Source organism: Streptomyces phaeofaciens, from assembly GCF_014648915.1.
In the GTDB taxonomy this organism is placed as follows: domain Bacteria; phylum Actinomycetota; class Actinomycetes; order Streptomycetales; family Streptomycetaceae; genus Streptomyces; species Streptomyces phaeofaciens.
This window is the reverse complement of sequence record NZ_BMSA01000005.1, coordinates 280,990-307,372: the sequence shown is the minus strand read 5'-3', so window position 1 is coordinate 307,372 and position 26,383 is coordinate 280,990. Positions and strand designations below refer to the sequence as shown.

Sequence of the window (26,383 nt, the reverse complement as noted above, 5' to 3'; positions counted from 1 at the left end):
GTGCCCTTTCCGGGTACCCGCAGCCGTCTGTTTTTCAGGCCACGGCCGGAGCAAGGCAATGACGCAAATGATCTCCCCACCAGCGCAGAGGCGTTCTAGGCTCTTCCGTACCGCCGGGTCGCTAGTTGCGGGGACGGGCACCGCACACGCACCGGAGCACCACCGGTATCTGAGCGGCGCCCACGACCGAGGGTGCCGCCGGGCAAGGAGGGCCGCATGACCGTACGGCGAGTAATGGGCATCGAGACGGAGTACGGGATCTCCGTCCCCGGCCACCCCAATGCCAATGCCATGCTCACCTCGTCCCAGATCGTCAACGCCTACGCGGCGGCGATGCACCGGGCCCGCCGGGCCCGCTGGGACTTCGAGGAGGAGAACCCGCTGCGGGACGCGCGAGGCTTCGACCTCGCCCGCGAGGCCGCCGACTCCAGCCAGCTCACCGACGAGGACATCGGCCTCGCCAACGTCATCCTCACCAACGGTGCCCGCCTCTACGTCGACCACGCGCACCCCGAATACAGCGCCCCCGAGGTCACCAACCCCCGCGACGCCGTCCTCTGGGACAAGGCCGGCGAGCGGATCATGGCCGAGGCGGCCGAACGCGCCGCACAGCTCCCCGGCGCCCAGCCCATCCACCTCTACAAGAACAACACCGACAACAAGGGCGCCTCCTACGGCACGCACGAGAACTACCTGATGAAGCGGGAGACCGCCTTCTCGGACATCGTGCGCCACCTCACCCCCTTCTTCGTCTCCCGCCAGGTCTTCGCCGGCGCCGGCCGCGTCGGCATCGGCCAGGACGGCCACGAACACGGCTTCCAGCTCAGCCAGCGCGCCGACTACTTCGAGGTCGAGGTCGGGCTGGAGACGACACTGAAGCGCCCGATCATCAACACCCGCGACGAACCGCACGCCGACGCCGAGAAGTACCGCCGCCTCCATGTGATCATCGGCGACGCCAACCTCTCCGAGATCTCCACCTACCTCAAACTGGGCACGACCGCCCTGGTCCTCTCCATGATCGAGGACGGCTTCATCGCCGTGGACCTCGCCGTCGACCAGCCCGTACGCACCCTCCACCAGGTCTCCCACGACCCGACCCTCAAACGGCTGGTCACCCTCCGCAGCGGCCGGACACTGACCGCGGTCCAGCTCCAGATGGAGTACTACGAGCTGTCGCGCAAATACGTGGAGGAGCGCTTCGGCGCCGACGCCGACGACCAGACCAAGGACGTCCTCGCCCGCTGGGAGGACACCCTCACCCGCCTCGAGAACGACCCCATGAGCCTGGCCGGCGAACTGGACTGGGTCGCCAAGCGCGAGCTCATGGAGGGCTACCGGCGCCGGGACGGCCTCGACTGGGACGCCGCGCGCCTGCACCTCGTCGACCTCCAGTACGCCGACGTACGGGCCGAGAAGGGCCTCTACAACCGCCTCGCGGCCCGCGGGAAGATGAAACGCCTCCTGGACGAGGCGGAGGTCGAACGGGCGAAGTCGAAGCCCCCGGAGGACACCCGCGCCTACTTCCGCGGCCGCTGCCTGGAGCAGTACGCCGACGACGTCGCCGCCGCCTCCTGGGACTCGGTCATCTTCGACCTCCCCGGCCGCGACAGTCTCCAGCGCGTTCCAACCCTGGAACCGCTACGCGGAACGCGAAATCACGTCAAGGCGCTGCTGGACCGCTGTCGGACCGCAGAAGACCTGGTCAGGGTCCTGTCGGGCGGCTGAGCGGCCCTGTGGACACGACCTCGCGGACGGGTGGGAACCCCGCCGCGAGGGAATCATCGAGATGGCTCTCGTAGGTTGGAACAACTACGGGGCCGATGTCGGACCCGCCTTGTAGGGTCTGATCACCACCGATCGGCAGGAATGCCGACCTGTCGACCATGTCGGGCGAACTGAGCGGGGTGAAGGTTATGGCGACCAAGGACACCGGCGGCGGCCAGCAGAAGGCGACGCGCTCCACCGAGGAGGTCGAGGAGCAGACGGCGGAGGCGCAGGGCTCCGAGGACCTCAAGGAGCGGCACGAGAAGCTGAGCGATGACGTGGACTCGGTTCTTGACGAGATCGACGATGTACTCGAGGAGAACGCCGAGGACTTCGTGAGGTCCTTCGTTCAGAAGGGTGGGGAGTGATTTCACCTTCGATCTGAAGGTGAGGCGGGGGATTGCTTGATGATCGAGCCTTCGGAGTCGAGGCGCTGTTCTCGGTGTGAGCGGCACCTACCGCGGACTGCCTTCGCGAGCAACAAGTCCATGCCCGACGGTCTCCAGGCGTACTGCCGGGAGTGCTCAGCCGAGTACTACCGGCAGCGCCAGGAGGCTAAGGGGAAGAAGGTCCGAGAAAGGGTCTCGGTTCCGCCCGGCCATAAGAGGTGCCCGCAGTGCAGTGAGGTGAGGCCTCACTCCGAATGGGAGCGGAACAAGACCTCGTCGGACGGCTGGGCGAGTTACTGCCGTGAGTGTCGTGCCGCCCGGAACAGGGCCAGCTACCTGAAGCGTAGGTACGGCCTCACCGAAGCCGAGCGAGACGCGATGGTGGCCGCGCAACGAGGGCTCTGCGTGATCTGCCTGAAAGCTCCGGCCGTACATGTGGATCATTGCCACGAGACGGGTAGGGTCCGTGGCGTACTGTGCTTCAACTGCAATTCGGCCATCGGCAAGTTGGGAGACGATCCCGACGCTGTTCGTCGGGCTGCCGCTTACTTGGAAGGAACTCCATGGAAGCCAACACTCGTGGCACCGGGCGTCTGCCGGCTGCCTTCCTGACGCCTGGGTCCTCGTCCTTCATGGACTTCCTCTCCGAGCACCAGCCCGAGATGCTGCCGGGCAAGCGGCAGTTGCCGCCGACCCAGGGTGTGATCGAGGCGCCGCACGGGACGACGATCGTGGCCGTCACGTTCCCCGGTGGTGTGGTGCTCGCCGGTGACCGGCGGGCCACGATGGGCAACGTCATCGCGCAGCGGGACATCGAGAAGGTGTTCCCTGCCGACGAGTACTCGGCCGTCGGTATCGCCGGTACCGCCGGTCTCGCCGTCGAGATGGTGAAGCTGTTCCAGCTGGAGCTGGAGCACTTCGAGAAGGTCGAGGGGGCGCAGCTCTCGCTGGAGGGCAAGGCGAACCGGTTGTCGACGATGATCCGGTCCAACCTCGGCATGGCCATGCAGGGGCTGGCGGTGGTGCCGCTGTTCGCCGGGTTCGACGTGGACCGCGGCAGGGGCCGTATCTTCTCGTACGACGTCACGGGCGGTCGCTCCGAGGAGCACGGCTACGCCGCCACCGGTTCGGGCTCGGTCTTCGCGCGGGGGGCCATGAAGAAGCTGTTCCGTGGTGACCTGAGCGAGGAGCAGGCCACCACGCTGGTGGTCCAGGCTCTGTACGACGCGGCCGACGACGACTCGGCGACCGGTGGTCCCGATGTCGCCCGCCGGATCTACCCGATCGTCATCGTGATCACCGAGGACGGTTTCCGCAGGCTCACCGAGGAGGAGTCCTCCGAGATCGCCCGCTCGATCCTGGAGCGACGGCTGGAGCAGCCGGACGGTCCGCGCGCCGCGCTGCTGTAGTCGGCGGTTTTCCGCTCTTCCCAGGTGATCCAGTGTTTTCGACAGAAAGGGACGGATAACCGGTGTCGACGCCGTTCTATGTCTCACCCCAGCAGGCGATGGCCGACCGTGCGGAGTACGCGCGCAAGGGCATTGCCCGTGGTCGCAGTCTGGTCGTGCTCCAGTACGTCGACGGCATCGTGTTCGTCGGCGAGAACCCGTCCCGTGCGCTGCACAAGTTCAGCGAGATCTATGACCGGATCGGTTTCGCGGCCGCCGGTAAGTACAACGAGTACGAGAATCTGCGGATCGGTGGTGTGCGGTACGCCGATCTGCGGGGTTACACCTATGACCGTGACGATGTGACCGCCCGTGGTCTGGCCAATGTGTATGCCCAGACGCTGGGCACGATCTTCTCCTCGGCCGGTGAGAAGCCGTACGAGGTGGAGCTGGTCGTGGCCGAGGTGGGGGACACGCCGGACGGTGATCAGATCTATCGGTTGCCGCACGACGGTTCGATCGTGGACGAGCACGGCTCGGTCGCGGTCGGTGGTAATGCCGAGCAGATCAGCAGTTATCTGGATCAGCGTCATCAGGACGGCATGACGCTGGCCGAGGCGCTGAAGCTGGCGGTGCAGGCGTTGTCCCGGGACACCAACGGTACGCAGCGGGAGATTCCCGCGGAGCGTCTGGAGGTGGCGGTGCTGGACCGTACGCGTCCGCAGTCGCGGAAGTTCCGGCGGATCGTCGGTCCGCAGCTGTCCCGGCTGCTGGTGGCCGACGGTGAGGTCGCGGACGCGGAGGAGGACGGCTCCGAGGAGGAGTGATCCCGTCCCGTGTCATCCCGTTGTGCCCCGGCCGGGTCCCGGTCGGGGCACAGGGCGTCTCAGGGGGCGCCCGGGGGCGCTGTGGAGCCGCGGACGACCAGTTCGACGGGGATGTCCCCGCCGTCCGGTGTGCGGTCGTCCAGGACGGCCAGGAGGGCGTGCATGCCGCGTTCGCCGAAGAGTTCGGCGTCCAGGCGGACGGTGGTGAGTTCCGGGTCGAGGGCGGTGGCGAGGGCGAGGTCGTCCAGGCCGGTGACGGAGAGGTCGTCGGGGACGCGCAGGCCGAGACGGCGGAGGGCTTTGTAGACGCCTGCCGCCAGTTTGTCGTCGTCGCAGACGACGGCGGTGGGGCGGGGGCCGGGGGCGCCGAGGGCGGCTTCGGCGGCTTGTCGTGCGCCGTCGATCGAGATGGGGGCGGGTGCGGTGCGCAGGGTCGTGCCCGGGACGGCGTGGAGCCGGGCGGCGAGTTCGCGGGCGCGGACCTCGAAGGTCCAGGAGGGTACGTCGGCCGCGAGGTGCAGGAAGTGGCGGTGGCCGAGTCCGAGCAGATGGTCGGTGACCTGGCGGACGGCGTCGGTGATGTCGAGGTTGACGGTGGCGGCGCCGAGGCTGCCCGAGGGGTCGCTGTCCAGCATGACGAGGGGCAGCTGGTCGCCGCGGATGGCCGTGAGTGCGTCGGCGGCCATGGAGGAGGCGATGACGCCGTCCAGGGCGGCCTGGGCGGAGGCGAAGGGGTCGCGGGCGGGGCCGACGCCTTCGGGGGAGGGGTACAGGACCACGCCGAAGCCGTGGTCGGCGGCGACGCGGGCGGCGCCGGTGTAGACGCCGGCGAAGAATTCGGTCGTGAGGGCGGGGACGACGAGCAGGACGGTGCGGGTGTGGCCGAGGCGGAGGTTGCGGGCGGCGAGGTTGGGCCGGTAGCCGAGGTCGCGGGCGGCTTGGCGTACGCGCTCCGCGGTGGTTTCGGAGACGCGGCCGCGCCATTTGTCGCCGAGTACCAGGGAGACGGCGGCCTGTGAGACTCCCGCGGCCTGGGCGACGTCTCGGCTGGTGGGGCGGGTGCTGCCTCGTGCCACCGCGGACCTGCTCCTTCGTCTGGACTGGTGAACAGCGCTCATGGTACGTATGACAAGAGACGTTATACGTAAAACCCCGGGTCGGCTCACCGCCCCGGGCGAGGTGACGGAGGCGGGCCGGTGGCCGGGGGATTCGCTGGGTACGGGGAGATCCTGAGGGCGCGGTACGCGGCCCGGCTGCTGTCGGGCACGCTCGTCGGCCGGCTGCCGAACGCCACCTCCGCCATCGCGATCATGCTCTTCGTGCGGGCCGAGGGCGGCACCTACAGCCTCGGTGGCGCGCTGGTGGCCGTGTACGGCGTCGCCAACGCCGTCGGCCAGCCGCTGCTGGGCCGGCTGGTCGACCTGTACGGGCAGCCGCGCGTCCAGTTGCCCGCCGCGCTCGCCTCCGCCCTCGCCATGGTGCTCTTCGCCCTCACCGGCACCGATCCGCTGCCGCTCGCGTACGCCGCCGTGGTGGCCGCCGGGTTCTTCGCACCGCCCCTGGAGGGCGGTCTGCGGGCACTGTGGCCGTCGGTGCTGCGCCGGGAGGACCAGGTGCACACGGCGTACGCCATGGACGCCGTCGCCCAGGAGATCATGTTCACCGTCGGGCCGCTGCTGGTGACGCTGTGCGTGGCGCTGTGGTCGGAGCAGGCGGCGCTGGTGGTGCTGAACGTCGTGGGGGTGCTGGGGGCGCTCTCGGTGGTCGTGTCGCCCCCTTCGCGCGCGTGGCGCTCGGCCCCGCGCGAGGCGCACTGGCTCGGGGCACTGCGCTCGCCGGGGCTGCTGGTGCTGCTGGGCGCCCTGCTGTGCGTCGGTGTCGCGATGGGGTCCATCACGGTGGCCGCGGTGCCGTACGCGGACGAGCACGGCGGTGACGTGGTGTACGGCTGGCTGATGGCGGCGCTGGGCCTGGGCGCGCTGCTCGGCGGTGTGGGGTACGGGGCGCGGCGGTGGTCCGGTGAGCCGGAGCGGCGACTGCGGGTGCTCGTGGCGTTTCTGGCGGTGTGTTATCTGCCGCTGGCGCTGATGCCGGGCGCGGTGGCGATGGTGGCGCTGGCGGTGCTCGCGGGGGTGTTCCTGGCGCCGGTGCTGGCCTGCGCGTTCGTCATCGTGGACCGGCACGCGCCGCGGGGCACGGTGACGGAGGCGTTCTCCTGGCTCGTGACGATGTTCACCGTCGGCGCGTCGCTCGGAACGGGCCTGACGGGCCCGGTCGTCGAGGAGGGCGGTGCGTCGTGGGGGTTCGTGGTGCCGGGTGCCGCGGGTGCCGTGTCGTTGCTGGTTTTGCTGGTCACGGGCAGGGTACTGGCGGCTCCCGTCGGGAGTGCGGTCGTTGCGGCTTCATCGGAAAATGATCCAAACCGTGCCGCCGAACCCCGTTTCAGTTCAGGGGATCGGGCGTAATGTTCAGTCATGGACCGCCGCATTTTCGGGCTGGAGAACGAGTACGGCGTCACGTGCACGTTCAGGGGACAGCGCCGCCTGTCGCCTGACGAGGTGGCGCGGTACCTCTTCCGCCGTGTCGTGTCATGGGGCCGAAGCAGCAATGTCTTTCTGCGAAACGGCGCCCGCCTCTATCTCGACGTGGGATCACATCCGGAATATGCGACACCGGAATGTGACAACGTGACCGAACTGGTCACCCACGACAAGGCCGGCGAGCGCATTCTCGAAGGACTCCTGGTGGACGCGGAACGACGCCTGCACGAGGAGGGAATCGCGGGCGACGTCTACCTCTTCAAGAACAACACCGACTCGGCGGGCAACTCCTACGGTTGCCACGAGAACTACCTGGTGGCCCGGCACGGGGAATTCTCCCGGCTCGCGGACATCCTCATCCCGTTCCTGGTGACCCGGCAGCTGCTGTGCGGCGCCGGCAAGGTGCTCCAGACGCCCCGCGGGGCCGTCTACTGCGTCAGTCAGCGGGCGGAGCACATCTGGGAGGGCGTCTCCTCGGCGACGACCCGCTCCCGGCCCATCATCAACACCCGCGACGAGCCGCACGCGGACGCCGAGCGCTATCGCCGGCTCCATGTCATCGTGGGCGACTCGAACATGTCCGAGACGACCATGCTGCTCAAGGTCGGTGCCACCGATCTGGTGCTGCGCATGATCGAGGCGGGCACCGTGATGCGCGACCTGACCCTGGAGAACCCGATCCGGGCGATCCGCGAGGTCAGTCATGACATCACCGGCCGGCGCAAGGTGCGCCTAGCCAGCGGCCGCGAGGCCTCCGCCCTGGAGGTGCAGCGCGAGTACTACGAGAAGGCCGTGGACTTCTGCGAGCGCCGGGGCATCCGTACCGGCACCGTCGAGCAGGTCCTGGAGCTGTGGGGCCGCACGCTGGACGCGATCGAGGCCGAGGACCTCGACCGGATCGGCACCGAGATCGACTGGGTGATGAAGTACAAGCTCATCGAGCGGTACCGGGCGAAGCACAACATGACCATGTCGCATCCGCGGGTGGCGCAGATAGACCTCGCCTATCACGACATCCACCGTCGTCGTGGTCTGTACTACCTGCTGGAGCGCAAGGGCCAAGCCACCCGGATCTGCAACGACATGAAGATCTTCGAGGGCAAGTCGGTTCCGCCGCAGACCACTCGGGCGCGGCTGCGCGGCGACTTCATCCGCCGGGCCCAGGAGCAGCGCCGGGACTTCACGGTGGACTGGGTCCACCTGAAGCTCAACGACCAGGCACAGCGCACCGTGTTGTGCAAGGACCCGTTCCGGTCGGTCGACGACCGGGTGGAGAAGCTGATCGCAGGGATGTGACGGGAGGCCGGCCGGACCGGCGTACGCCCGTGCGGGATCCCGATGCCCGGAGGTGTTCGTGCCTCCGGGCATCGGGCGTTTCTGTGTGCCTGTTGTGAGGGATCCCACGATGCGACGCGCTGGGCGGCCTGACCGGAATTGATCATTCCTGGCAGCTTTCGGTGCCGTTCGCCCCGATCGTCCACCGGGAGACCCCGCGGGTGCGTCGACGGGCCCCTATCACGCGGGGTCGGACCGCCGCGGAAGACACGCCGGAGCCCGTGGCGGCGGGGAGGCCCCCGCTCCGCTGTCGTGCGCGCAAATTCACGCGCCTTCCCCGGTGGCGTGGTGCTAGCTTCTGGCCAGCCGTCATGGCCATGACCAAGCCATAACGACGGTATCGCTGTGATGTCCCCGGCCGGGGACATCAGAGGCATTCACACACAACGGGGGCTCATTTTGCGCTCTGTCACGACAAGGGCTCGTACGGCGGCCGTGCTCGCCACGGCGGGATCCGTGATCGCCACGGTGCTGGTGGGGGCGACCGCTTCGCCCGCCCAGGCGTACTGCCGCACCGGCATGACGAAGTGGAACGCCACCGGCGCGAAGACCATAGGCGCCAACACCACGTTCCCCAGCGGTATGAGGAACGGCCTCAACGGCGGGCTGAAGCAGTGGAACCGCAGCGGTTCCGCGCTGACCTACAACTCGCCCGTCTACACCGGCGGCTGGCAGATCTACGCCTTCCGCGCCTCCTACAGCTACACCAGCCTCATGGGCAGTGCGCCCGGGTACGCCTCGGCCCAGCGCTCCGGCGGCACCCACAACGGCGGAACGCTGTACCTGTCCAACAGGTTCACCTGGGTGAACGCCAGCCAGAACATCGGCGAGGGCAAGGCGGACGTGCAGACGGTCGTCGTGCACGAGGTCGGCCACTTCAACGGACTCGCCCACCCCTGGGCCCCGCACTGCTCGGACGGCTCCGCGTACACCGACGCGGAGAAGAAGTCCGTCATGACGGCGATCAACACGGGCACGCGGCGCGCGCTGAACAGCGACGACATCGCGGGCATCAAGGCACTCTACTAATCGGGGGAACGAAGAGATGAGCGCAGTACGCATGGTGGGACCACGCACTGCGGCGCGCGCGGCGGCCGCTCTCGTCCTGCTCGCACTCGGCGCCTCGGCGTGCTCGGGTGCCGGCGACGACGGGCGTGACCGGGCCGCCGGCAAGGACACCAGGAGCGCGGTCCGCGTCATATCGGGGCACCCGTACGCGGTCGACAGCAGCCCCGCGGCCGCCCTGGCGTTCCCGATGAACGACAACGTCTTCGAGGGCACGGTCGTGGACACCCGTCCCGACGTGTACGCCAAGGACGTGCTCGACGACGGATCGACGTTCGAGGTCGTCTACACGCCCGTCGTCGTCCGCGTCGACGAGGTGCACAAGGGCGGCCTGAAGAAGGGCGCCGAGGTCGTCCTGCGATCGATGGGCGGCACCGCCGACGGCGTCCGGTACGAGATAGAGGAGGCCCCGGCGAAGGAGACCTTCGACAAGGGCGCCTCGCTCGTCGTCTTCGGCAGCGAGTACGAGGCCGTCGACTCGGAGACCGACCCGGCCATCACGCCCAACTTCCTCTACCGGGAGGCCGGCGACACCGTCGTCGACGCCACGTACGCGGGCGGCGCCCACGACGGCGGCCCGGCCGACCGGATGGACCGGGAGAAGTTCCTCGGCGAGCTCCGCTCGCTGGACGGCGGTACGGCCTCCTGACCGTCCGTCCGTGAGCCGTACCCGCGGCGAACGTGGCCCTGGGCCGGAAACCCGGTCCAGGGCCACGGCGTGTCGTGCGGTGATCCGTCCGGGGAGCGCGTAGGTCGTAGAGTGGCGGCCATTGCCCCCCACCCCCGATCCCAGTTGGACTGATGAACTACAACACGAAACGACGCGTGGCCGCGCTGCTGGCCGTTCCCGCCCTGTTGTTCACCGCCGCGTGCGGATCGGACGACGGGAACAACGGCGACACCGCGGCGGGAGGCGTCGCCGAGGTCAAGGGGAAGGTCGGGGAGAAGCCCGAGATCTCCGTGCCCAAGGACGGCGAGCCGTCCGAGAAGACCGTGGTCAAGACGGTCTCGGAGGGCAGCGGAACCCCGATCAAGGCCTCGGACTTCGTCCGGCTCGACTGGACCGTCGAGAAGTGGGGCGGCGACCAGGAACTCGGCGGCACCTGGGCGGAGACGTCGACCGCCGGCGGGACGCCCCGGCGCCAGTCCGTCGAGCAGATCGGCAAGCAGAGCCAGCAGCTGCCCGAGAAGGTCCTCGACGCCGTCAAGGGGAAGAAGCCCGGCAGCCGGATCCTGGTGCAGGGCACCGCGGGCGACCTGATCGGCGAGAACCTGAACACCTCCGCCGGGATCGCCGCGAAGGACGTGCTGATCTGGGTCGTCGACCCCGTCGGTGCCGCCACCGTCGACGCCAAGGCCGAGGTCAAGGGCGAGCAGGCGGCCACCGAGCCGGGTCTGCCCGAGGTCGAGGTTCCGTCGCAGAAGGCGGCGGTCATCACCATCCCCAAGGGCGCCAAGCCCCCCAAGGAACTCGAGGAGCAGGTGCTGGTCAAGGGCACCGGCAAGAAGGTCGAGGCCGGCGAGGGGCTCATCGCCCAGTACACCGGGGTCAAGTGGGAGGACGGGAAGAAGTTCGACTCGTCCTGGGACCACGGCGGTGCCACCGCCTTCCAGATCGGCACCGGCTCCGTGGTGGAAGGCTGGGACAAGGGCCTGGTCGGCAAGAACGTGGGCGACCGGGTGCTCCTGGTGATCCCGCCCTCGCTCGGCTACGGCGCGAGCCCGAGCAGCGAGCTGGCGAAGAACACGCTGGTCTTCGTGGTGGACATCCTCGGCACGGTCTGACGGGCCGGTCTGTGAGAGTGTTTCCGGTGTACGTCACGCAACAAGGAGTGATGAAGTGAGCATCGAAAAGCCCGAGATCGACTTCCCGGGCGGCGAGCCCCCGAAGGACCTCGAGATCAAGGACATCTGGGAGGGCGACGGCGAGGTCGCGCAGGCCGGCCAGAACGTCAGCGTCCACTACGTGGGTGTCGCCTTCAGCACGGGCGAGGAGTTCGACGCCAGCTGGAACCGCGGCACGCCGTTCACCTTCCCGCTGGGCGGCGGCCGGGTCATCAAGGGCTGGGACCAGGGCGTGCAGGGCATGAAGGTCGGCGGCCGTCGCCAGCTGACCATCCCGGCCCACCTGGCCTACGGCGACCAGAGCCCGACCCCCGCGATCAAGCCCGGCGAGACCCTGATCTTCGTCGTCGACCTGCTGAAGGTCTGATCGTCGTACCACCGGTGTGGTGATCGTCGTACGATCCGATCACTCATGATCGTCGTGCGACCGGTCCCGGCCACTTGGGGCCCATGCCTGTCCGGGCATGGGCCCTCGGCTTTTGTCCGGGCACCGCGGAGCGGTACGGTCGTCGATCGTAAGCACCATAGGGAAGGCGAAGGGCGTCGATGGCCATTGCCAAGGCCGAGCGGTTGATGAACCTCGCGCTGTGCCTGCTCGGGACACGCAGACCGCTGAGCAAGCGGGAGCTGCGCGAGTCCATCGAGGCCTACCTCGAGGCGGGATCGGACGACTCCTTCAACCGGATGTTCGAGCGCGACAAGGACGATCTGCGCGAGCTGGGCCTGGTCATCGAGACGGTCGAGAGCCTCGACGGCGAGATCGGCTATCTCGCCCGCCGCGACAGCAACAGCCTCCCGCCCATCACGCTGGACGCCGAGGAGGCCGCCGCGCTCGGACTGGCCGCCAAGGTGTGGCAGCAGGCCCGGCTCGCGGGCGCGGCCAGCGGCGCGCTCCAGAAGCTGCGCGCGGCCGGTCTCCCCGAGGACGTCGACCCGTACGAGGCGCACGGCGCGCTGGAGCCCCGGATCCCCGTGCACGAGGCGGCCTTCGAGCCGCTGATGCTGGCCTGCCGCGACCGCCGCCCGGTCGTCTTCGACTACCGCAAGGCCAACGCCGCCCACCCCGAGCCCCGGCATGTGGAGCCCTGGGCGCTGGAGTGCTGGCGCGGCCACTGGTACCTGGCGGGCTTCGACCGCGACCGGGGCGCCGAGCGCGTCTTCCGGCTGTCGCGGATCACCGGCAAGGTGCGCTCGCGCGGTACGAGCTTCACCGCGGCGGTGCCCGATGTCGTCACCGTCCGCGAGACCGTCGCCAGCTGGGCGGGGGAGACCGCCGACCGCAGCGCGCTGATCCGGCTGCGCGCCGGTGCCGGCTACCCCTTGCGGGCGAAAGCCGCCGCCGTGCGGGAACTCGGCGACGGCTGGGACGAGTTGGAGATTCCGTACGGACACGGGCTGGATGCCTGGCTGGTGGAGTTCGGACCGGACGTGGTCGTCCTGGAGCCCGCCGAGCTGCGGGCGGACGTCATGGACCGGCTACGGGCCGTGGCCAAGGGCTGAGGGGGAGCGGACAACACAGTGGCAGGCAAACCGGTCAGGCCGGCGAACGCGATCGACCAGACCCGGCGGATGCTCTCCCTGGTGACCTATCTCAGGGAGCGCCCCGGCGCGCGGATCGAGGACGTCGCGCGCGCCTTCGGCATCACCGAGGACGAACTGGTCTCGGACCTCGACGTGCTGCCCATGTGCGGCACCAGCTTCCGCGGCGGCGATCTGCTGGACATCGACACCGACGGCGAGCGCATCTGGTGGCACAACCCGGCCGCGCTCGGCGCGGAGGCCGCCGAGCCGCTGCGGCTGGCCGCCGACGAGGCGACCGCGCTGCTGGTGGCGGCGCGGGCCGTGGCCACGCTGCCCGGTCTGCGCGAGGGTGACCGCCAGGCGCTCCTGCGCGCCACCGCCAAGGTGGAGACCGCGGCCGGTGAGGCGGCCGGCGCCAGCGCCCGCCTCTCGGTGACCTTCGAGTCCGAGGGAGGGGTCTTCGCCGACGTCGACCGGGCGATCTCCGAGCGCCGACGGCTGTGGATCCGCTACTACTCGCCCGCTCGCGACGAGCTCACCGAGCGCGAGATCGACCCCATCCGGCTGGTCAGCGTCGGCCACACGTACGTGGAGGCCTGGTGCCGCCGCTCCGAGGCCCGGCGCACCTTCCGGCTGGACCGGGTCGCCGAGATCAGGATCCTCGACGAGCCGTCCGCCCCGCCCGAGATCGAGCTGCGCGACCTGTCGGAGGCGCTGGTGCAGCCGGCCGCCGAGGACCCGGAGGTCGTGATCGAGGTCGGCCCGGGCGGCCGCTGGGTCGCCGAGTACTACCCGCACGACAGCGCCGATGAACTGGCGGACGGCGGGCTGCGTATCACTCTGCGTACGCCCGAACCGGCCTCGCTCAGGCGCCTGGCCCTGCGGCTCGGCCGCGACGGCCGGATCGTCTCGCCGCCGGACCTCGCCGACAGCGCCCGCCGGGCCGCCCGCGAGGCGCTGGCGGCGTACGACGGGATCGAGGCGGAACAGGGCGCCTCGGGCGGCGGGCGGCCGGACACGCGGATCGACGGGCGGGAGCAGGGGCTGTGAGCGAGTCGATGACGTCGGGTGCGCGGGCCGTCTCGGTGGCCTCGGCGTTCGCGGGGATGCGCAGTGTGGGCCCGGTGATGTTCCGGGCCGGCTGTCCCGACTGCCGGGGCCGCTTCGAGCTGGCCGCGAGCGCCCTGCGCCTGGCCATCGGCGCCACCAGCCGCACCACCTTCTACTCCTTCACCTGCCCCGACTGCGGCGCGGCCGTGCGCAAGCCGGCCGGCGAGCGGATCGTCGAGCTGCTCACCGGCGGCGGGGTCAGGACCCTGCGCCTGCACGCGCCCTGAGACGGTCTAGGCTCGGCTCATGTTCTGGCCGATGTTCGCGGTTGCCGTGGGTTTTCTGGGTCTCGCCGTCCTCGCGGTGTTCGCCGTCCGGGTCTTCCTGGAGGCGCGGCGCCTGGGGCGGCAGGTGGCGGACTCGGCCCGGCGCATCAACCGCGCGGCCGAGGACCTGGAGCGGGCGGCCGTGAGCGCGGCCCGGGCCGCGGACACCCTGTGACGGCGGCCCGCAACGGGTGACCGGGACTGTGGGAAGCCTGTGACCACGGCTGTGACGAGCCTCGTGGACCGCTGTGGCGGTCCTGTGAGTCCTGCGGGGAATGCGTTTTGCGCCACTTCGCCCTCCCACCGCGACGGTGGGGGCGGGTACGCTGCTGATCGCGGCCCGGAGAACGAGGCGCGGACCGCGGACCGGGAGTACGCACGGGGATTGCCTCTCGTTTACCCCTGAGCGTTACGATCGCTGCCAACACGACCGTTCGGACAATTGTCCGACCGGTCGGACAGCACCCCCCATCCAGCCGCCTCGGTGAGAAGGTAAAGACTTATGTTCGGAAGGCTCGGCGCCCCCGAGATCATTCTCATCCTCGTCGTCATCATCCTGCTGTTCGGCGCGAAGAAGCTTCCGGACATGGCCCGCTCGCTCGGCAAGTCCGCGCGCATCCTCAAGAGCGAGGCCAAGGCGATGAAGGAAGAGGGCAGCAGCACCGCCACCCCGGCCGGCCCGCCGAACCCCGGTGAGCAGGGCCCCGCGCAGCGCACCATCCAGGCCGCCCCCGGCGATGTGACCAGTTCCCGTCCGGTCACCGAGCCGACGGACACGACCAAGCGCTGACGCAGGGCCGGTGACCTCCGGCCCGCCGCACGAGATGGGAACGTGGGTTGCTCAAGTCTGCCCGCAAACAGGAGAAAGACCCCGAGGGGCGGATGCCGCTCGGGGAGCATCTTCGTGAGTTGCGCAACCGGCTCGCGAAGGCGCTGCTGGCCATCGTCGTCGTGACGGTCGTCGCCGCCTTCTTCTACAACGACATCATCAACTTCCTCACCAAGCCGATCCTCGACTCGGTCGGTTGCGGGAAGACCTTCGAGGAGATCGCGAGCACGCTGAACAACGGCGACGCGACCAACAAGTGCGCCAGCATCACGATCAACGGTCTGCTCGCCCCGTTCACGCTCGCTCTCCAGGTCTCCCTGATGGCGGGAGTCGTGTTCGCCTCGCCGGTCTGGCTCTACCAGCTGTGGGCCTTCGTGGCCCCGGGGCTGCACCAGCAGGAGCGCAAGTACGCCTACGCGTTCGTCGGCACCGGTGTCCCGCTCTTCCTCGGCGGCGGCTACTTCGCCTACGTCGTGCTGCCGACCACCGCGAAGGTGCTGATCGAGTTCACGCCGGGCGGGGTCAGCAACCTCCTGCCGCTGGACGATCTGCTCCAGCTCGTCACGCGCATGGTCATCGTCTTCGGCCTCTCCTTCGAGCTGCCGCTGCTGCTGGTCTTCCTCAACCTCACGGGGATGATCACGGGCAGGCGCATGCTCGGCTGGTGGCGCGCCATGATCATCGGCATCACGGTCTTCGCGGCCGTCGCCACCCCCAGCACGGACCCCGTCTCCATGCTGGCGCTCGCCGGACCGATCTGGATCCTGTACTTCGGCGCGGTCGCGTTCTCCCTGCTGAACGACCGCCGCCGGCGCAGCCGCGACGCCCGGGGCCCCGACGACGACGAGGCCTCCGATCTGGACCTCACCCCCGAGGACATCGGCGAGGTCGAGTCGGTCGGCGCCGCCCGGCTGCCCGAGCAGACGAGCACGGACCGGGTCAACGGATACGACGACGTGACCTGACCGAACCTTCTCCACCAGGCCGCGGTCGGCACGCTCACCCAGAGCGGCCGACCGTTTCCGTTGTGTGCGCCGGGCACGCCGCGCGCCCCTGAACTGCGTGAACCGAGGTTTCACGGACCCCGATCCGGATAATGATCGTCCTGTTGTCAGTGGGGCCCGGTACGCTCGAAAGCACGATGACAGAGGATCTCTCACCGGCCGAGCGGTACGCGGCTGCGCGCAGGCGTGCCGCCGAGCAGGCCACCGCGCTCGCGTCCTTCCGCGAGATGTACGACTTCGGTCTCGACCCCTTCCAGATCGAGGCATGTCAGGCACTCGAGGCGGGCAAGGGCGTCCTGGTGGCCGCCCCCACCGGCTCGGGCAAGACGATCGTGGGCGAGTTCGCCGTCCACCTCGCCCTGGAGCAGGGCAAGAAGTGCTTCTACACGACACCCATCAAGGCGCTGTCGAACCAGAAGTACTCCGACCTGTGCCGCCGCTACGGCAGCGAGAAGGTCGGCCTGCTCACCGGCGACAACAGCGTCAACTCCGACGCCCCGGTGGTCGTGATGACCACCGAGGTGCTGCGGAACATGCTGTACGCCGGCTCGCAGACCCTCCTCGGCCTCGGATACGTGGTGATGGACGAGGTGCACTACCTCTCCGACCGCTTCCGGGGCGCCGTGTGGGAAGAGGTGATCATCCACCTTCCCGAGTCGGTCACCCTGGTCTCCCTCTCCGCGACCGTGTCCAACGCCGAGGAGTTCGGCGACTGGCTGGACACCGTGCGCGGTGACACCGAGGTGATCGTCTCCGAGCACCGGCCCGTGCCGCTGTTCCAGCACGTGCTCGCCGGCCGCCGGATGTACGACCTGTTCGAGGAGGGCGAGGGCCACCGCAGGGCCGTCAACCCCGACCTCGCCCGGCTGGCCAGGATGGAGGCCAGCCGACCCTCGTACCAGGACCGCAGACGCGGCCGCAATCTGCGCGAGGCGGACCGGGAGCGGGAGCGCAGACAGCGCTCGCGCGTGTGGACGCCGGGGCGGCCGGAGGTCATCGAGCGGCTCGACGCCGAGGGGCTGCTGCCCGCCATCACCTTCATCTTCAGCCGCGCCGCCTGCGAGGCCGCCGTCCAGCAGTGCCTCTACGCCGGGCTGCGGCTCAACGACGAGGAGGCGCGGGCGCAGGTCCGCGCGCTCGTCGAGGAGCGGACGGCCGCGATCCCCCACGAGGACCTGCACGTCCTCGGCTACTACGAGTGGCTGGAGGGCCTGGAGCGCGGGATCGCCGCCCACCACGCGGGCATGCTGCCGACCTTCAAGGAGGTCGTCGAGGAGCTGTTCGTGCGGGGCCTGGTGAAGGCCGTGTTCGCCACCGAGACGCTGGCGCTGGGCATCAACATGCCCGCGCGGTCCGTGGTGCTGGAGAAGCTCGTCAAGTGGAACGGCGAACAGCACGCCGACATCACGCCCGGCGAGTACACCCAGCTGACCGGCCGTGCGGGCCGGCGCGGCATCGACGTCGAGGGCCACGCCGTCGTGCTGTGGCAGCGCGCCATGAACCCCGACCACCTCGCCGGACTCGCGGGCACCCGCACGTACCCGCTGCGCTCCAGCTTCAAGCCGTCCTACAACATGGCGGTCAACCTGGTCGAGCAGTTCGGGCGGCACCGCTCGCGCGAACTGCTGGAGACCTCGTTCGCCCAGTTCCAGGCGGACCGGTCGGTCGTCGGGATCTCCCGGCAGGTGCAGCGCAACGAGGAGGGCCTGGAGGGCTACCGGGCCTCCATGACCTGCCATCTCGGCGACTTCGACGAGTACGCGCGCCTGCGCCGCGACCTGAAGGACCGCGAGACGGAGCTGGCCCGCCAGGGCGCCTCCCAGCGGCGGGCCGAGGCCGCGGTGGCGCTGGAGAAGCTGAAGCCGGGCGACGTCATCCATGTGCCGACCGGGAAGTACGCGGGGCTGGCCCTGGTGCTGGATCCCGGTCTGCCGGCCGGGCGGGCCAACGGGCACCGCGGCTTCGAACAGCACGACGGGCCGCGCCCTCTGGTGCTGACCGCCGAACGCCAGGTCAAGCGGCTGGCGTCGATGGACTTCCCGGTGCCGGTCGAGGCACTGGAGCGGATGCGGATCCCGAAGTCGTTCAACCCGCGCTCCCCGCAGTCCCGCCGCGACCTCGCGTCCGCGCTGCGGACCAAGGCCGGGCACATTCCGCCGGAGCGGGCCCGCAAGAAGCGGGCGCAGGCCGCCGACGACCGCGAGATCGCGCGGCTGCGGACGGCCCTGCGCGCCCACCCCTGCCACGGCTGCGACGAGCGGGAGGACCACGCCCGCTGGGCCGAGCGCTATCACCGGCTGCTGCGGGACACCTCGCAGCTGGAGCGGCGCATCGAGGGGCGCACGAACACCATCGCCCGCACCTTCGACCGGATCGTGGCCCTGCTGACCGAGCTGGACTATCTGCGCGCCGACGACGTCACCGAACACGGCAAGCGGCTGGCCCGCCTCTACGGCGAACTCGACCTGCTGGCGAGCGAATGTCTGCGCGCCGGGGTGTGGGAGGGGCTGGACCCCGCCGAACTGGCCGCGTGCGTCTCCGCGTTGGTGTACGAGGCGCGGGTCGGCGACGACGCGATGGCGCCGAAGCTGCCGTCCGGCAGGGCCAAGGCGGCGCTGGGCGAGATGGTCCGGATCTGGGGGCGGCTGGACGCCCTGGAGGAGGACTTCCGGATCAACCAGACGGAGGGGGTCGGCCAGCGCGAGCCCGATCTCGGTTTCGCCTGGGCCGCCTACATGTGGGCCTCCGGGAAGGGGCTCGACGAGGTGCTGCGCGAGGCGGAGATGCCGGCGGGGGACTTCGTGCGGTGGTGCAAGCAGGTGATCGACGTGCTCGGGCAGATCTCCGCGGCGGCGCCCGCCTCCGGTCAGGGGGCGGGTGTGGCCAAGGCCGCGCGCAAGGCCGTCGAGCAGTTGCTGCGGGGGGTCGTCGCCTACTCCTCGGTGGGGTGACGGGACGTCCGGCCGTGCGGGGAGTGCGCGAGGGTTCGCGCGGCTCCCCGCACGGCCGGACGCTCACCGTGCGTTCAGGTAGGAGCGCCAGCCTCCGTGCCGCGTGATGTCCTCGGCGTCCGTCAGCGCGCCCGGTTCGCAGAGGAAGCCGGGGACGTCGGATCCGTCCGCCAGTTCCACCCGGCCCAGGGCCATCGGGCGGGGCAGGGACGCCAGGAGGCCGCCCAGGCCCGCCGTCGGCAGCCGCCAGACCTCCACCTCGATCGGTGCGCCTCCCTCGCCCACGTGCACCAGGCCCGGTTTGGCCGGTGTCGTGTCCAGGGCGTGCAGACGGTAGACCGCGGCCGTCGTGGTCGTACGGTCCAAGGCCGCGCCCAGGGACAGCAGCTGGGGGTTCAGCGGCTGCCCCGTCAGATGGGCGCCCACCACGGCCAGGTACGCCTGCGGTTGCAGCAGGGCCGCGATCCTCGCCAGCCGCTCGTCCGTGAACGCCGGGCCGATCAGCATCACGCCGAACGGGAGGCCGTCGACCGCACCCGCCGGAGCGGCCACCGCCGCCAGGTCGAAGAGGTTGGTGGAGTTGGTGAAGCGGCCCAGCCGGGCGTTGGCGCCCAGCGGGTCGGCGGCGACCTCGGCGAGCGTGGGATGGCCGGGGGTGGTGGGCAGCAGCAGGGCGTCCGCGTCGGACAGTTCCGCCAGGGCCCGGGTCCGCAGGGCGGCCAGCCGCTCCTGGTCGGCGAAGAGCCGGTGGGCCGGGATGTCACGGGCGCGGGTGATGATCGCGGTCACCGTGGGGTCGAGGCCCTCGCCGCCCTTCTCCAGCAACGTGTCGACGAAGCTCCCCACCGCGGTGTAGCGCTCGGCCACGAACGCGCCCTCGTACAGCATCGCCGCGGCCTCGGTGAACGGGGTCAGATCGAGGGGGCGGAGCTCGGCCCCGGCCGCCGCGAGCCGCTCCGCCGCCGCCTCGTACGCCTGGGCCCATCCGGGGTCCAGCTCGCCGAGCTGGGCGAGCGGCGGGACCGCGACGCGCCAGGGGCCGGGGGTGCGGCCGGGGAGGGCTGCCGGGGTGCCGGTCGTCATATGGGCCATGGCCAGCTCGGCCTCCGGGAGGGTGCGGGCGAACACGGTCACGCAGTCCAGGGAGGCGCAGGCCGGGACCACGCCGTCGGTGGGGACCAGGCCGCGGGTGGGTTTCAGGCCGACGACGCCGTTGAAGGCGGCGGGGACCCGGCCCGAGCCCGCGGTGTCCGTGCCGAGGGCCAGGTCCGCGATGCCGAGGGCCACCGCGACGGCCGAGCCCGAGCTGGAGCCGCCGCTCACCCGGGTGGGGTCCACGGCGCCCCGGACCGCGCCGTGCGGGGAGCGGGTGCCCACCAGGCCCGTCGCGAACTGGTCCAGGTTCGTCGTGCCCAGGACCAGCGCACCGGCCGCCCGGAGCCGGGCCACCACCGGGGCGTCGGCGGCGGGCCGGTAGGCGTACGCCGGGCAGCCCGCCGTCGTGGGCAGGCCGGCCACGTCGATGTTGCCCTTGACGGCCAGCAGCCGGCCGGCGAGCGGCAGGTGCTCGCCGCGCGCCACCCGTGCGTCGATGGTGCGGGCCTCCGCCTCGGCCTCGTCCCGCGGACGCAGGTCGATCCAGATCTCCGGGCGGTCGACGGCGTCGATGCGGGCGTGGGCGGCACGGACGCGCGAGAGCGTGGTGGACATGTCCTGTTCCTCTTTCAGTTCGCGGCCGGGGCCAGGACGACCAGTGCCGTGCCCGCCTCCACCTGGTCGCCCGGCCTGGCCAGGATCCGTGTCACCACGCCGCTCATGGGCGCGTGCACCCGGGACTCCATCTTCATCGCCTCCAGTGCGAGCAGCGGCTGCCCCGCCGTGACCGCGTCGCCCGGTGCCACGTTCAGCTGCCACACGGAGGCGGCGAACTCGGCCTCGACCAGCCGGCCGCCCGCCGGGACCGTCACCTCGGCCGCGGCGGCGGCCGGTGCCGTCGCCGCGTCCGCGCGCGCGAACTCGCCGGCCGCCTCCCACGCGTCCCGTTCCGCGGCGAACGCGGTCCGCTGCCGGGACGCGAACTCCGCGATGGACTCCGCGTGTTCGGTGAGGAAGGCCTGGTGGTCGGCGAGCGAGAAGGTGCCCTCCTCGATGCGCGGCACGAAACGCCCGGACGTGATGTCGGCCCGCAGGTCGAGGAGTTCGTCCGGGTCGACCGGGTACCAGCGGATCCGGTCGAAGAAGCGCAGCAGCCAGGGCGAGCCCGCCTCGAACGCGCCGCGCTGCTGCCAGGCCGACCACACCTGGGTCGTCCGGCCCACGAACTGGTAGCCGCCGGGGCCCTCCATGCCGTAGACGCAGAGGTAGGCGCCGCCGATGCCGACGGAGTTCTCGGCCGTCCAGGTGCGGGCCGGGTTGTACTTCGTGGTGACCAGCCGGTGGCGGGGGTCGAGCGGGGTGGCGACCGGGGCGCCCAGGTAGACGTCGCCGAGACCCAGGACCAGGTACTCCGCCGCGAAGACGGTGTCGTAGACGTCCGCCACCGAGTCCAGGCCGTTGACGCGGCGGATGAACTCGATGTTCCACGGGCACCAGGGCGCGTCGTCGCGGACGCCCGCCATGTAGCGGGCGATCGCCTCACGGGTCGCCGGGTCGTCCCAGGACAGCGGGAGGTGCACGGTGCGCGAGGGGACCACCAGCTGGTCCGTGGGCGGCAGGTCCGTCACCCACTGCCGGACGGCGGCGAGCAGCGCGTCCTGGGTCAGGCGGTGCGGGTCGGTCCGGATCTGCAGGGAGCGGATGCCCGGGGTGAGGTCCGTGACCCCGTCCAGGCCGGCCCGGTCCACCGTCTCCATCAGCGCGTGGACGCGCATCCGCAGCGCCAGGTCCAGCTGCATCGGGCCGAACTCGACGAGCAGGTTGTCGTCGCCGCTGCGCCGGAACGTGACGTCGCCGTCCCGGGCCAGTACGCCGCCGTCGACGATCTCGGGGCGCGGGGAGCCACTCGGGTCGACCGGCCGGAAGCGGACCGTGTCGCCGGGGCGCAGCTGGCCCAGCTTCCAGCGCTCGGAGCTGAGCACGGTCGCCGGGCAGACGAACCCGCCGAGCGAGGGGCCGTCGGGGCCGAGCAGGACCGGCATGTCGCCGGTGTAGTCGACGGCGCCGACGGAGTAGGGGGTGTCGTGGATGTTGGACGGGTGCAGGCCGGCCTCGCCGCCGTCGGTGCGCGCCCAGCGCGGTTTGGGCCCGACCAGCCGCACCCCGGTGCGGGCCGAGTTGAAGTGGACCTTCCAGTCGGCGGCGTAGAAGTCGAGGATGTCGTCCTCGGTGAAGAACTCCGGGGCGGCGTGCGGGCCCTCGACCGCGCCGAGCTGCCATACGGAACCGAACGACGGGCGGTCCGTGACCGGCACGCCCTCGGTGACCGTGCCGCCGTGCAGGACGTCCCCGGTGCGCAGGGCCCGGCCGCCGTGGCCGCCGAACCGGCCCAGGGTGAAGGTGCTCGCGCTGCCCAGGAACGCGGGCACGTCCAGGCCGCCCGCGAACAGGACGTACGTCCGCAGCCCGTGCTCGCCGGGTGCGCCGATCTCCAGCAGTGCCCCGGCCGGCACGGTCACCGGCTCCCACTGGGCGGCCGGCGTGCCGTCGACGGTGACCGGGGCCGGGGCGCCGGTGACGCACACGGTGGTGGGATGGGTGAACCGCAGCGAAGGCCCCTGGAGCGTGCATTCGAGGCCGGGCGTGCCCTCGGGGTTGCCCAGCGCCCGGTTGCCGAGGCGGAACGAGCGGTCGTCCATCGGGCCGGACGGCGGGACGCCCACCTGCCAGTGGCCGGTGCGGCCGGGCCAGTCCTGCACGGTGGTCAGGGTGCCGCCGGCGACGACCTCGATGCGCGGGGTCGGGTCGTGCACCTCGGCGAGGGTCGCCGTCGAGTGGGAGGCCGCCGCGAACCGGGTGTCCGCGAGCGCCGCCCGCACCAGCCCCAGGTTCGTCTCGATGCCGTCGATCCGGGTCCGGGCCAGCGCCTCGTCGAGGCGGCGCAGCGCCTGCTCCCGGTCCGGGCCGTACGCGACGACCTTGGCGAGCATCGGGTCGTACGAGGTGGTCACCTCGGTGCCCGTCTCCACCCAGCCGTCGACGCGCACCCCGCCCGGGAACTCGACCCGGGTCAGCAGGCCCGCGCTGGGCCGGTGGCCGCGGCTGGGGTCCTCGGCGTAGAGGCGGGCCTCGACGGCGTGACCGCGCGGCGGGCCCGGGTCGCGGACGACGTCCCGCTCGCCGCGCGCCAGCCGCAGCATCCAGGCGACGAGGTCGACGCCGTAGATCTCCTCGGTGACCGGATGTTCCACCTGGAGACGGGTGTTGACCTCCAGGAAGGAGGCCTCCTCGCGGGCGGCGTCGTACACGAACTCGACGGTGCCGGCCGAGCGGTAGCCGACGGAGGCGCACAGGTCGCGCGCGGCCCGCGCCAGGTGCCGGCGTACCCGGTCGGGGAGCGCGGGTGCGGGCGCCTCCTCCAGGACCTTCTGGTTGCGGCGCTGGAGCGAGCAGTCGCGGTCGCCGAAGGTGACGACCCGGCCCTCGCCGTCGCCGAAGACCTGTACCTCGACATGGCGGGCGTGTTCCACGAGGCGTTCCAGGAAGACGCCGGCCGAGGAGAAGGAGGCGGCGGCGACGCGCTGGACGCGTTCCCAGGCGTCGGTGAGGTCCTCGGGGGAGCGGCAGGCGGACATGCCGATGCCTCCGCCGCCGCCGGTGGCCTTGAGCATGACCGGGTAGCCGACGGCCTCGGCCCGCGCGAGGGCCTCGGCGAGGTCCGGCAGGAGTCCGGTGCCCGGCGCCAGGGGCACCCCGGCCGCCTCGGCCGCCGCGCGGGCCGTGTGCTTGGCGCCGAACAGCTCCAGCTGCTCCGGCGTCGGGCCGACGAACACGATCCCGGCGTCGGCGCAGCGGCGGGCGAAGGCCGCGTCCTCCGAGAGGAAGCCGTAGCCCGGGTGGACGGCGCCCGCGCCGGTGTCCTTGGCGGCCTTCAGTACGAGGTCGGCGTCGAGGTACGACTCCTTCGCGGGCGCGGGGCCGAGCCGTACCGCCTCGTCGGCGAGCCGGACGTGGGGTGCCGAACGGTCGGGGTCGGAGTACACGGCGACCGTGCGCAGGCCCAGTTCGCGGGCGGTGCGGATGATGCGGACGGCGATCTCGCCCCGGTTGGCGACCAGCAGGGTGTCGAAGGTCATGCGTCCGCCTTCGTGATCGTCATCTCCACGGCCGTGGGCTCGAAGCCGTTGCAGGGGTTGTTGATCTGCGGGCAGTTGGAGACGAGGACGAGGACGTCCCGTTCCGCGCGCAGGGTGAGGGCGAGGCCGGGGGCGGAGAGGCCGTCGACGATGCCGAGGGTGCCGTCCTTCTCGACGGGCACGTTCATGTACCAGTTGATGTTGGAGACCAGGTCCCGCTTGCCGAGGCCGTACCGGGCGCCCTCGGCCAGGAAGTTGTCCACGCAGGCGTGCTGCGCGAAGGTGTGATGGCCGTAGCGCAGGGTGTTGGACTCCTTGGAGCAGGCGCCGCCGACGGTGTCGTGCCGGCCGACGGCGTCGGCGGTCACCGTCATCAGCGGGGTGTGCTCGTTGGACATCAGCACGCTGCCCGTGGTGAGGAAGATGCCGCCCTGGGCGTGGATCGTGTCGGGCGCGCTGTAGCGCACGGACGTGTCGTGGGCGTCGTACACGAGGAAGTCGACGGCCTGGTTGCCGTGCAGGTCGGTGACGGTGAGCGTCTCGCCGGCGTGGACGACGGACGACCAGGCCGCGCGGGCCGGGACCACGGTCTTCGTGCTCATGCGAGCCCCCTGGAGGTCAGGAATTCGGCGGTGTTGAGGAAGGCGCGGTGGCCCTCGGGGGTGGTGTCCCACAGCGGGTCGCCGGGGCGGGTGGGCGCCGCGCGCCAGGCGAGCACCTCCAGCGGGGTGCTGACGTACGCGGGGCGGGGGTCGGCCGGGTGCGGCACGTTGGCGATCAGGACCGTGAGGTCCTGCTCGGCGCGCAGGGTGACGCCGGCGCCGGGGCCGGCCGAGCCGGTGAAGTCGAGGGAGCCGTCGTCGCGGATCTCCACGCCCTGGAAGAAGGACAGCGAGGGCGGCAGGTCGCGGGGTTCGAGGCCGTTCTTGGCCGCGGCCAGCTTGAACAGCTCGCGCCCGGCGGGGGAGGGGCTCTGCGGGGTGCCGTCGCCGTAGCGCCCGGTGTTGCATACGAGGGTGGAGGTGCCGCACAGCGCGTCGTGCCGGCCGGAGGTGTCGGCGACCACCGAGGCGAGGACCCGGCCCTGGTCGGAGAGGAGCAGGACGCCCTCGCCGAGGTAGGCGTTCCACTGGACCTTGACCGTGTCGGCGACGTTCAGCCGCTCCCAGGGGCGGCCGTCGGCGTACAGCAGCAGATGGGCGCAGGCGTCGCCGCGCAGGTCGGTCAGGCGCAGTTCGGTGCCGCGAGCGAGGACCCGGTGGGTGTAGTTGCCGCCCGCCACCGTCTCGGCCCACACCAGGTGGCCCGCTTCGCAGGGCGGGGCCGGCCACTGGGCCGCCGGGACGACGGGCATGGCCTCGGTCCGGGTGCCCTGCTGGGCGCGGGCGTGGGCGCGTGCTCCGTAGGTGGTCGCTGTCGCCATCGCGGGACCTCTTCTCCTCCGGGTCGGCGGCTATTTCTGTCGCCCGACAGAAATTAGGTGCGGGCCGGGTCGGCGCCGTTGCCCTCGGGTTGCGGGGCCGTTACCGACTCCTCACGGGGCTCGTCGAAGATCGCCGTCCGTCGCGGTGTGCGAGGATCGAAGGCATGGGGAGCAGCAGCGGGCGTCGGGTCGGCAGGCCGCGGGCCGCGCAGCGGCCGGACAGCGGCCTCGAACCGCGCGCCGAACTGCTCGCCGCCGCCGCGGAGTTGTTCACCACCCGCGGGTACGCGGCCACCACCACGCGGGTCGTCGCCGAGCGGGCGGGCATGCGCCAGGCGTCCATGTACCACTACGTGTCCGGCAAGGAGGAGCTGCTCGCCCAGCTCCTGGAGTCCACGGTCACGCCCTCGCTGGTCTGCGCCCGTGAGCTGCTCGCCGACGACACCCGGCCCGCCGAGGGCCGGCTCTGGGAGCTGTGCCGCACCGACGTCGAGCTGCTGTGCGCCGGGCCGCACAACCTGGGCGGGCTCTATCTGCTGCCCGAGGTGCGCACCGAGCGGTTCGCCGGCTTCCATGCCGTGCGCGCCGAACTCAAGGACGGCTACCGGCAGTTGATCGCCGCCACGGCCGCGGGCGGGGCGCTCGCGAAGAGCGGGCTCGATCTGCGCACCGATCTCGTCTTCGGGCTGATCGAGGGTGTCATCCTCGTCCACCGCTCCGATCCGGAGCGTCCCGTCTCGGAGTTCGCCCGCGCCACCGCCGACGCGGCGCTGCGCATCGCCGGGGCCTGAGACACCCGCGGAGGGGCCGGCTCACCCGTCCCGGTGAGCCGGTTCGGCACATGTGTTCGCCGTGACCGAGTGTGTGCGACTGATGCCTGAGCGTGCAAATG

24 protein-coding genes are annotated in these 26,383 nt (G+C 71.1%); 19 read left to right on the top strand and 5 right to left on the bottom strand.

What is annotated here, in order from left to right:
- The first annotated feature begins 216 nt into the window (after nucleotides 1-216).
- From dop to prcA, 5 genes are all read left to right on the top strand, one after another.
- The gene (gene dop, locus IE275_RS12905; protein WP_373299204.1) at nucleotides 217-1,728 is read left to right on the top strand and encodes a depupylase/deamidase Dop; all 1,512 of its coding nucleotides are present in this window, start codon (nucleotides 217-219) and stop codon (nucleotides 1,726-1,728) included.
- A gap of 188 nt (nucleotides 1,729-1,916) precedes the next feature.
- A complete protein-coding gene (locus IE275_RS12900) occupies nucleotides 1,917-2,135 on the top strand; it encodes a ubiquitin-like protein Pup (protein WP_189711133.1) in 219 nt (72 codons plus the stop codon).
- Nucleotides 2,136-2,174: 39 nt separating this feature from the next.
- The gene (locus IE275_RS12895) at nucleotides 2,175-2,768 is read left to right on the top strand and encodes an endonuclease VII domain-containing protein (protein WP_189711032.1); all 594 of its coding nucleotides are present in this window, start codon (nucleotides 2,175-2,177) and stop codon (nucleotides 2,766-2,768) included.
- Entirely contained in the window at nucleotides 2,720-3,565 is an 846-nt protein-coding gene (prcB, locus tag IE275_RS12890; protein ID WP_189711030.1) for a proteasome subunit beta, read from the top strand. The genes IE275_RS12895 and prcB overlap by 49 nt, the downstream gene beginning before the upstream one ends.
- Nucleotides 3,566-3,627: 62 nt before the next feature.
- Nucleotides 3,628-4,371 (top strand): proteasome subunit alpha, encoded by a 744-nt coding sequence (gene prcA / locus IE275_RS12885; RefSeq protein ID WP_189711028.1) that lies wholly within the window; start codon nucleotides 3,628-3,630, stop codon nucleotides 4,369-4,371.
- Nucleotides 4,372-4,430: 59 nt separating this feature from the next.
- Here prcA and IE275_RS12880 read toward each other — a convergent pair whose 3' ends face one another.
- Nucleotides 4,431-5,447, bottom strand: a complete 1,017-nt coding sequence (locus IE275_RS12880) for a LacI family DNA-binding transcriptional regulator (RefSeq protein ID WP_189711026.1) — start codon at nucleotides 5,445-5,447, stop codon at nucleotides 4,431-4,433.
- Nucleotides 5,448-5,567: 120 nt separating this feature from the next.
- Here IE275_RS12880 and IE275_RS12875 point away from each other — a divergent pair, with 120 nt between their 5' ends.
- The 13 genes from IE275_RS12875 (at nucleotide 5,568) to IE275_RS12815 (ending at nucleotide 18,837) form a co-directional block, all read left to right on the top strand.
- Nucleotides 5,568-6,836, top strand: a complete 1,269-nt coding sequence (locus tag IE275_RS12875; RefSeq protein ID WP_189711024.1) for an MFS transporter — start codon at nucleotides 5,568-5,570, stop codon at nucleotides 6,834-6,836.
- 9 nt (nucleotides 6,837-6,845) lie between these two features.
- Nucleotides 6,846-8,207 carry a Pup--protein ligase gene (pafA, locus tag IE275_RS12870; RefSeq protein ID WP_189711022.1) on the top strand — a complete coding sequence of 454 codons (1,362 nt, stop codon included), beginning with the start codon at nucleotides 6,846-6,848 and terminating at the stop codon, nucleotides 8,205-8,207.
- Between the two features lie 495 nt (nucleotides 8,208-8,702).
- Nucleotides 8,703-9,275, top strand: a complete 573-nt coding sequence (locus IE275_RS12865) for a matrixin family metalloprotease (protein ID WP_189711020.1) — start codon at nucleotides 8,703-8,705, stop codon at nucleotides 9,273-9,275.
- Nucleotides 9,276-9,291: 16 nt separating this feature from the next.
- Nucleotides 9,292-9,960: a hypothetical protein gene (locus IE275_RS12860; RefSeq protein WP_189711018.1), complete on the top strand. Its 669-nt coding sequence runs from the start codon at nucleotides 9,292-9,294 to the stop codon at nucleotides 9,958-9,960.
- A 152-nt stretch (nucleotides 9,961-10,112) separates the two neighbouring features.
- Nucleotides 10,113-11,096, top strand: a complete 984-nt coding sequence (locus tag IE275_RS12855; RefSeq protein WP_189711016.1) for an FKBP-type peptidyl-prolyl cis-trans isomerase — start codon at nucleotides 10,113-10,115, stop codon at nucleotides 11,094-11,096.
- Between the two features lie 55 nt (nucleotides 11,097-11,151).
- Complete coding sequence (locus IE275_RS12850) at nucleotides 11,152-11,523, top strand: FKBP-type peptidyl-prolyl cis-trans isomerase (RefSeq protein ID WP_189711015.1); 372 nt, start codon at nucleotides 11,152-11,154, stop codon at nucleotides 11,521-11,523.
- 179 nt (nucleotides 11,524-11,702) lie between these two features.
- Nucleotides 11,703-12,656 (top strand): helix-turn-helix transcriptional regulator, encoded by a 954-nt coding sequence (locus tag IE275_RS12845; RefSeq protein ID WP_189711013.1) that lies wholly within the window; start codon nucleotides 11,703-11,705, stop codon nucleotides 12,654-12,656.
- A gap of 18 nt (nucleotides 12,657-12,674) precedes the next feature.
- A complete protein-coding gene (locus tag IE275_RS12840; protein WP_189711011.1) occupies nucleotides 12,675-13,727 on the top strand; it encodes a helix-turn-helix transcriptional regulator in 1,053 nt (350 codons plus the stop codon).
- Nucleotides 13,724-14,014, top strand: coding sequence for a hypothetical protein (locus IE275_RS12835; protein ID WP_189711009.1), 291 nt, complete (start codon nucleotides 13,724-13,726; stop codon nucleotides 14,012-14,014). The genes IE275_RS12840 and IE275_RS12835 overlap by 4 nt, the downstream gene beginning before the upstream one ends.
- Nucleotides 14,015-14,033: 19 nt before the next feature.
- On the top strand, nucleotides 14,034-14,228 hold the full coding sequence (locus IE275_RS12830; protein WP_189711007.1) for a hypothetical protein: 195 nt from the start codon (nucleotides 14,034-14,036) through the stop codon (nucleotides 14,226-14,228).
- Between the two features lie 327 nt (nucleotides 14,229-14,555).
- Entirely contained in the window at nucleotides 14,556-14,843 is a 288-nt protein-coding gene (gene tatA / locus IE275_RS12825) for a Sec-independent protein translocase subunit TatA (protein WP_189711005.1), read from the top strand.
- Nucleotides 14,844-14,890: 47 nt separating this feature from the next.
- Nucleotides 14,891-15,847, top strand: coding sequence for a twin-arginine translocase subunit TatC (tatC, locus tag IE275_RS12820; protein WP_189711003.1), 957 nt, complete (start codon nucleotides 14,891-14,893; stop codon nucleotides 15,845-15,847).
- A 131-nt stretch (nucleotides 15,848-15,978) separates the two neighbouring features.
- Nucleotides 15,979-18,837, top strand: a complete 2,859-nt coding sequence (locus tag IE275_RS12815; RefSeq protein WP_189711001.1) for a DEAD/DEAH box helicase — start codon at nucleotides 15,979-15,981, stop codon at nucleotides 18,835-18,837.
- 63 nt (nucleotides 18,838-18,900) lie between these two features.
- Here IE275_RS12815 and atzF read toward each other — a convergent pair whose 3' ends face one another.
- From atzF to IE275_RS12795, 4 genes are read right to left on the bottom strand one after another with little or no spacing between them, the layout of a single operon-like run.
- On the bottom strand, nucleotides 18,901-20,547 hold the full coding sequence (gene atzF, locus IE275_RS12810) for an allophanate hydrolase (RefSeq protein ID WP_189710999.1): 1,647 nt from the start codon (nucleotides 20,545-20,547) through the stop codon (nucleotides 18,901-18,903).
- 14 nt (nucleotides 20,548-20,561) lie between these two features.
- Nucleotides 20,562-24,068: a 5-oxoprolinase/urea amidolyase family protein gene (locus IE275_RS12805; RefSeq protein WP_189710997.1), complete on the bottom strand. Its 3,507-nt coding sequence runs from the start codon at nucleotides 24,066-24,068 to the stop codon at nucleotides 20,562-20,564.
- Nucleotides 24,065-24,670: an urea amidolyase associated protein UAAP2 gene (locus IE275_RS12800; protein ID WP_189710995.1), complete on the bottom strand. Its 606-nt coding sequence runs from the start codon at nucleotides 24,668-24,670 to the stop codon at nucleotides 24,065-24,067. Before IE275_RS12800 ends, IE275_RS12805 begins: the two co-directional genes overlap by 4 nt.
- Nucleotides 24,667-25,491, bottom strand: a complete 825-nt coding sequence (locus tag IE275_RS12795; RefSeq protein WP_189710992.1) for an urea amidolyase associated protein UAAP1 — start codon at nucleotides 25,489-25,491, stop codon at nucleotides 24,667-24,669. Before IE275_RS12795 ends, IE275_RS12800 begins: the two co-directional genes overlap by 4 nt.
- 164 nt (nucleotides 25,492-25,655) lie before the next feature.
- On the opposite strand from IE275_RS12795, the gene IE275_RS12790 reads away from it, so the two are divergent.
- The gene (locus IE275_RS12790; RefSeq protein ID WP_189710990.1) at nucleotides 25,656-26,282 is read left to right on the top strand and encodes a TetR/AcrR family transcriptional regulator; all 627 of its coding nucleotides are present in this window, start codon (nucleotides 25,656-25,658) and stop codon (nucleotides 26,280-26,282) included.
- The last annotated feature ends 101 nt before the right edge of the window (nucleotides 26,283-26,383 follow it).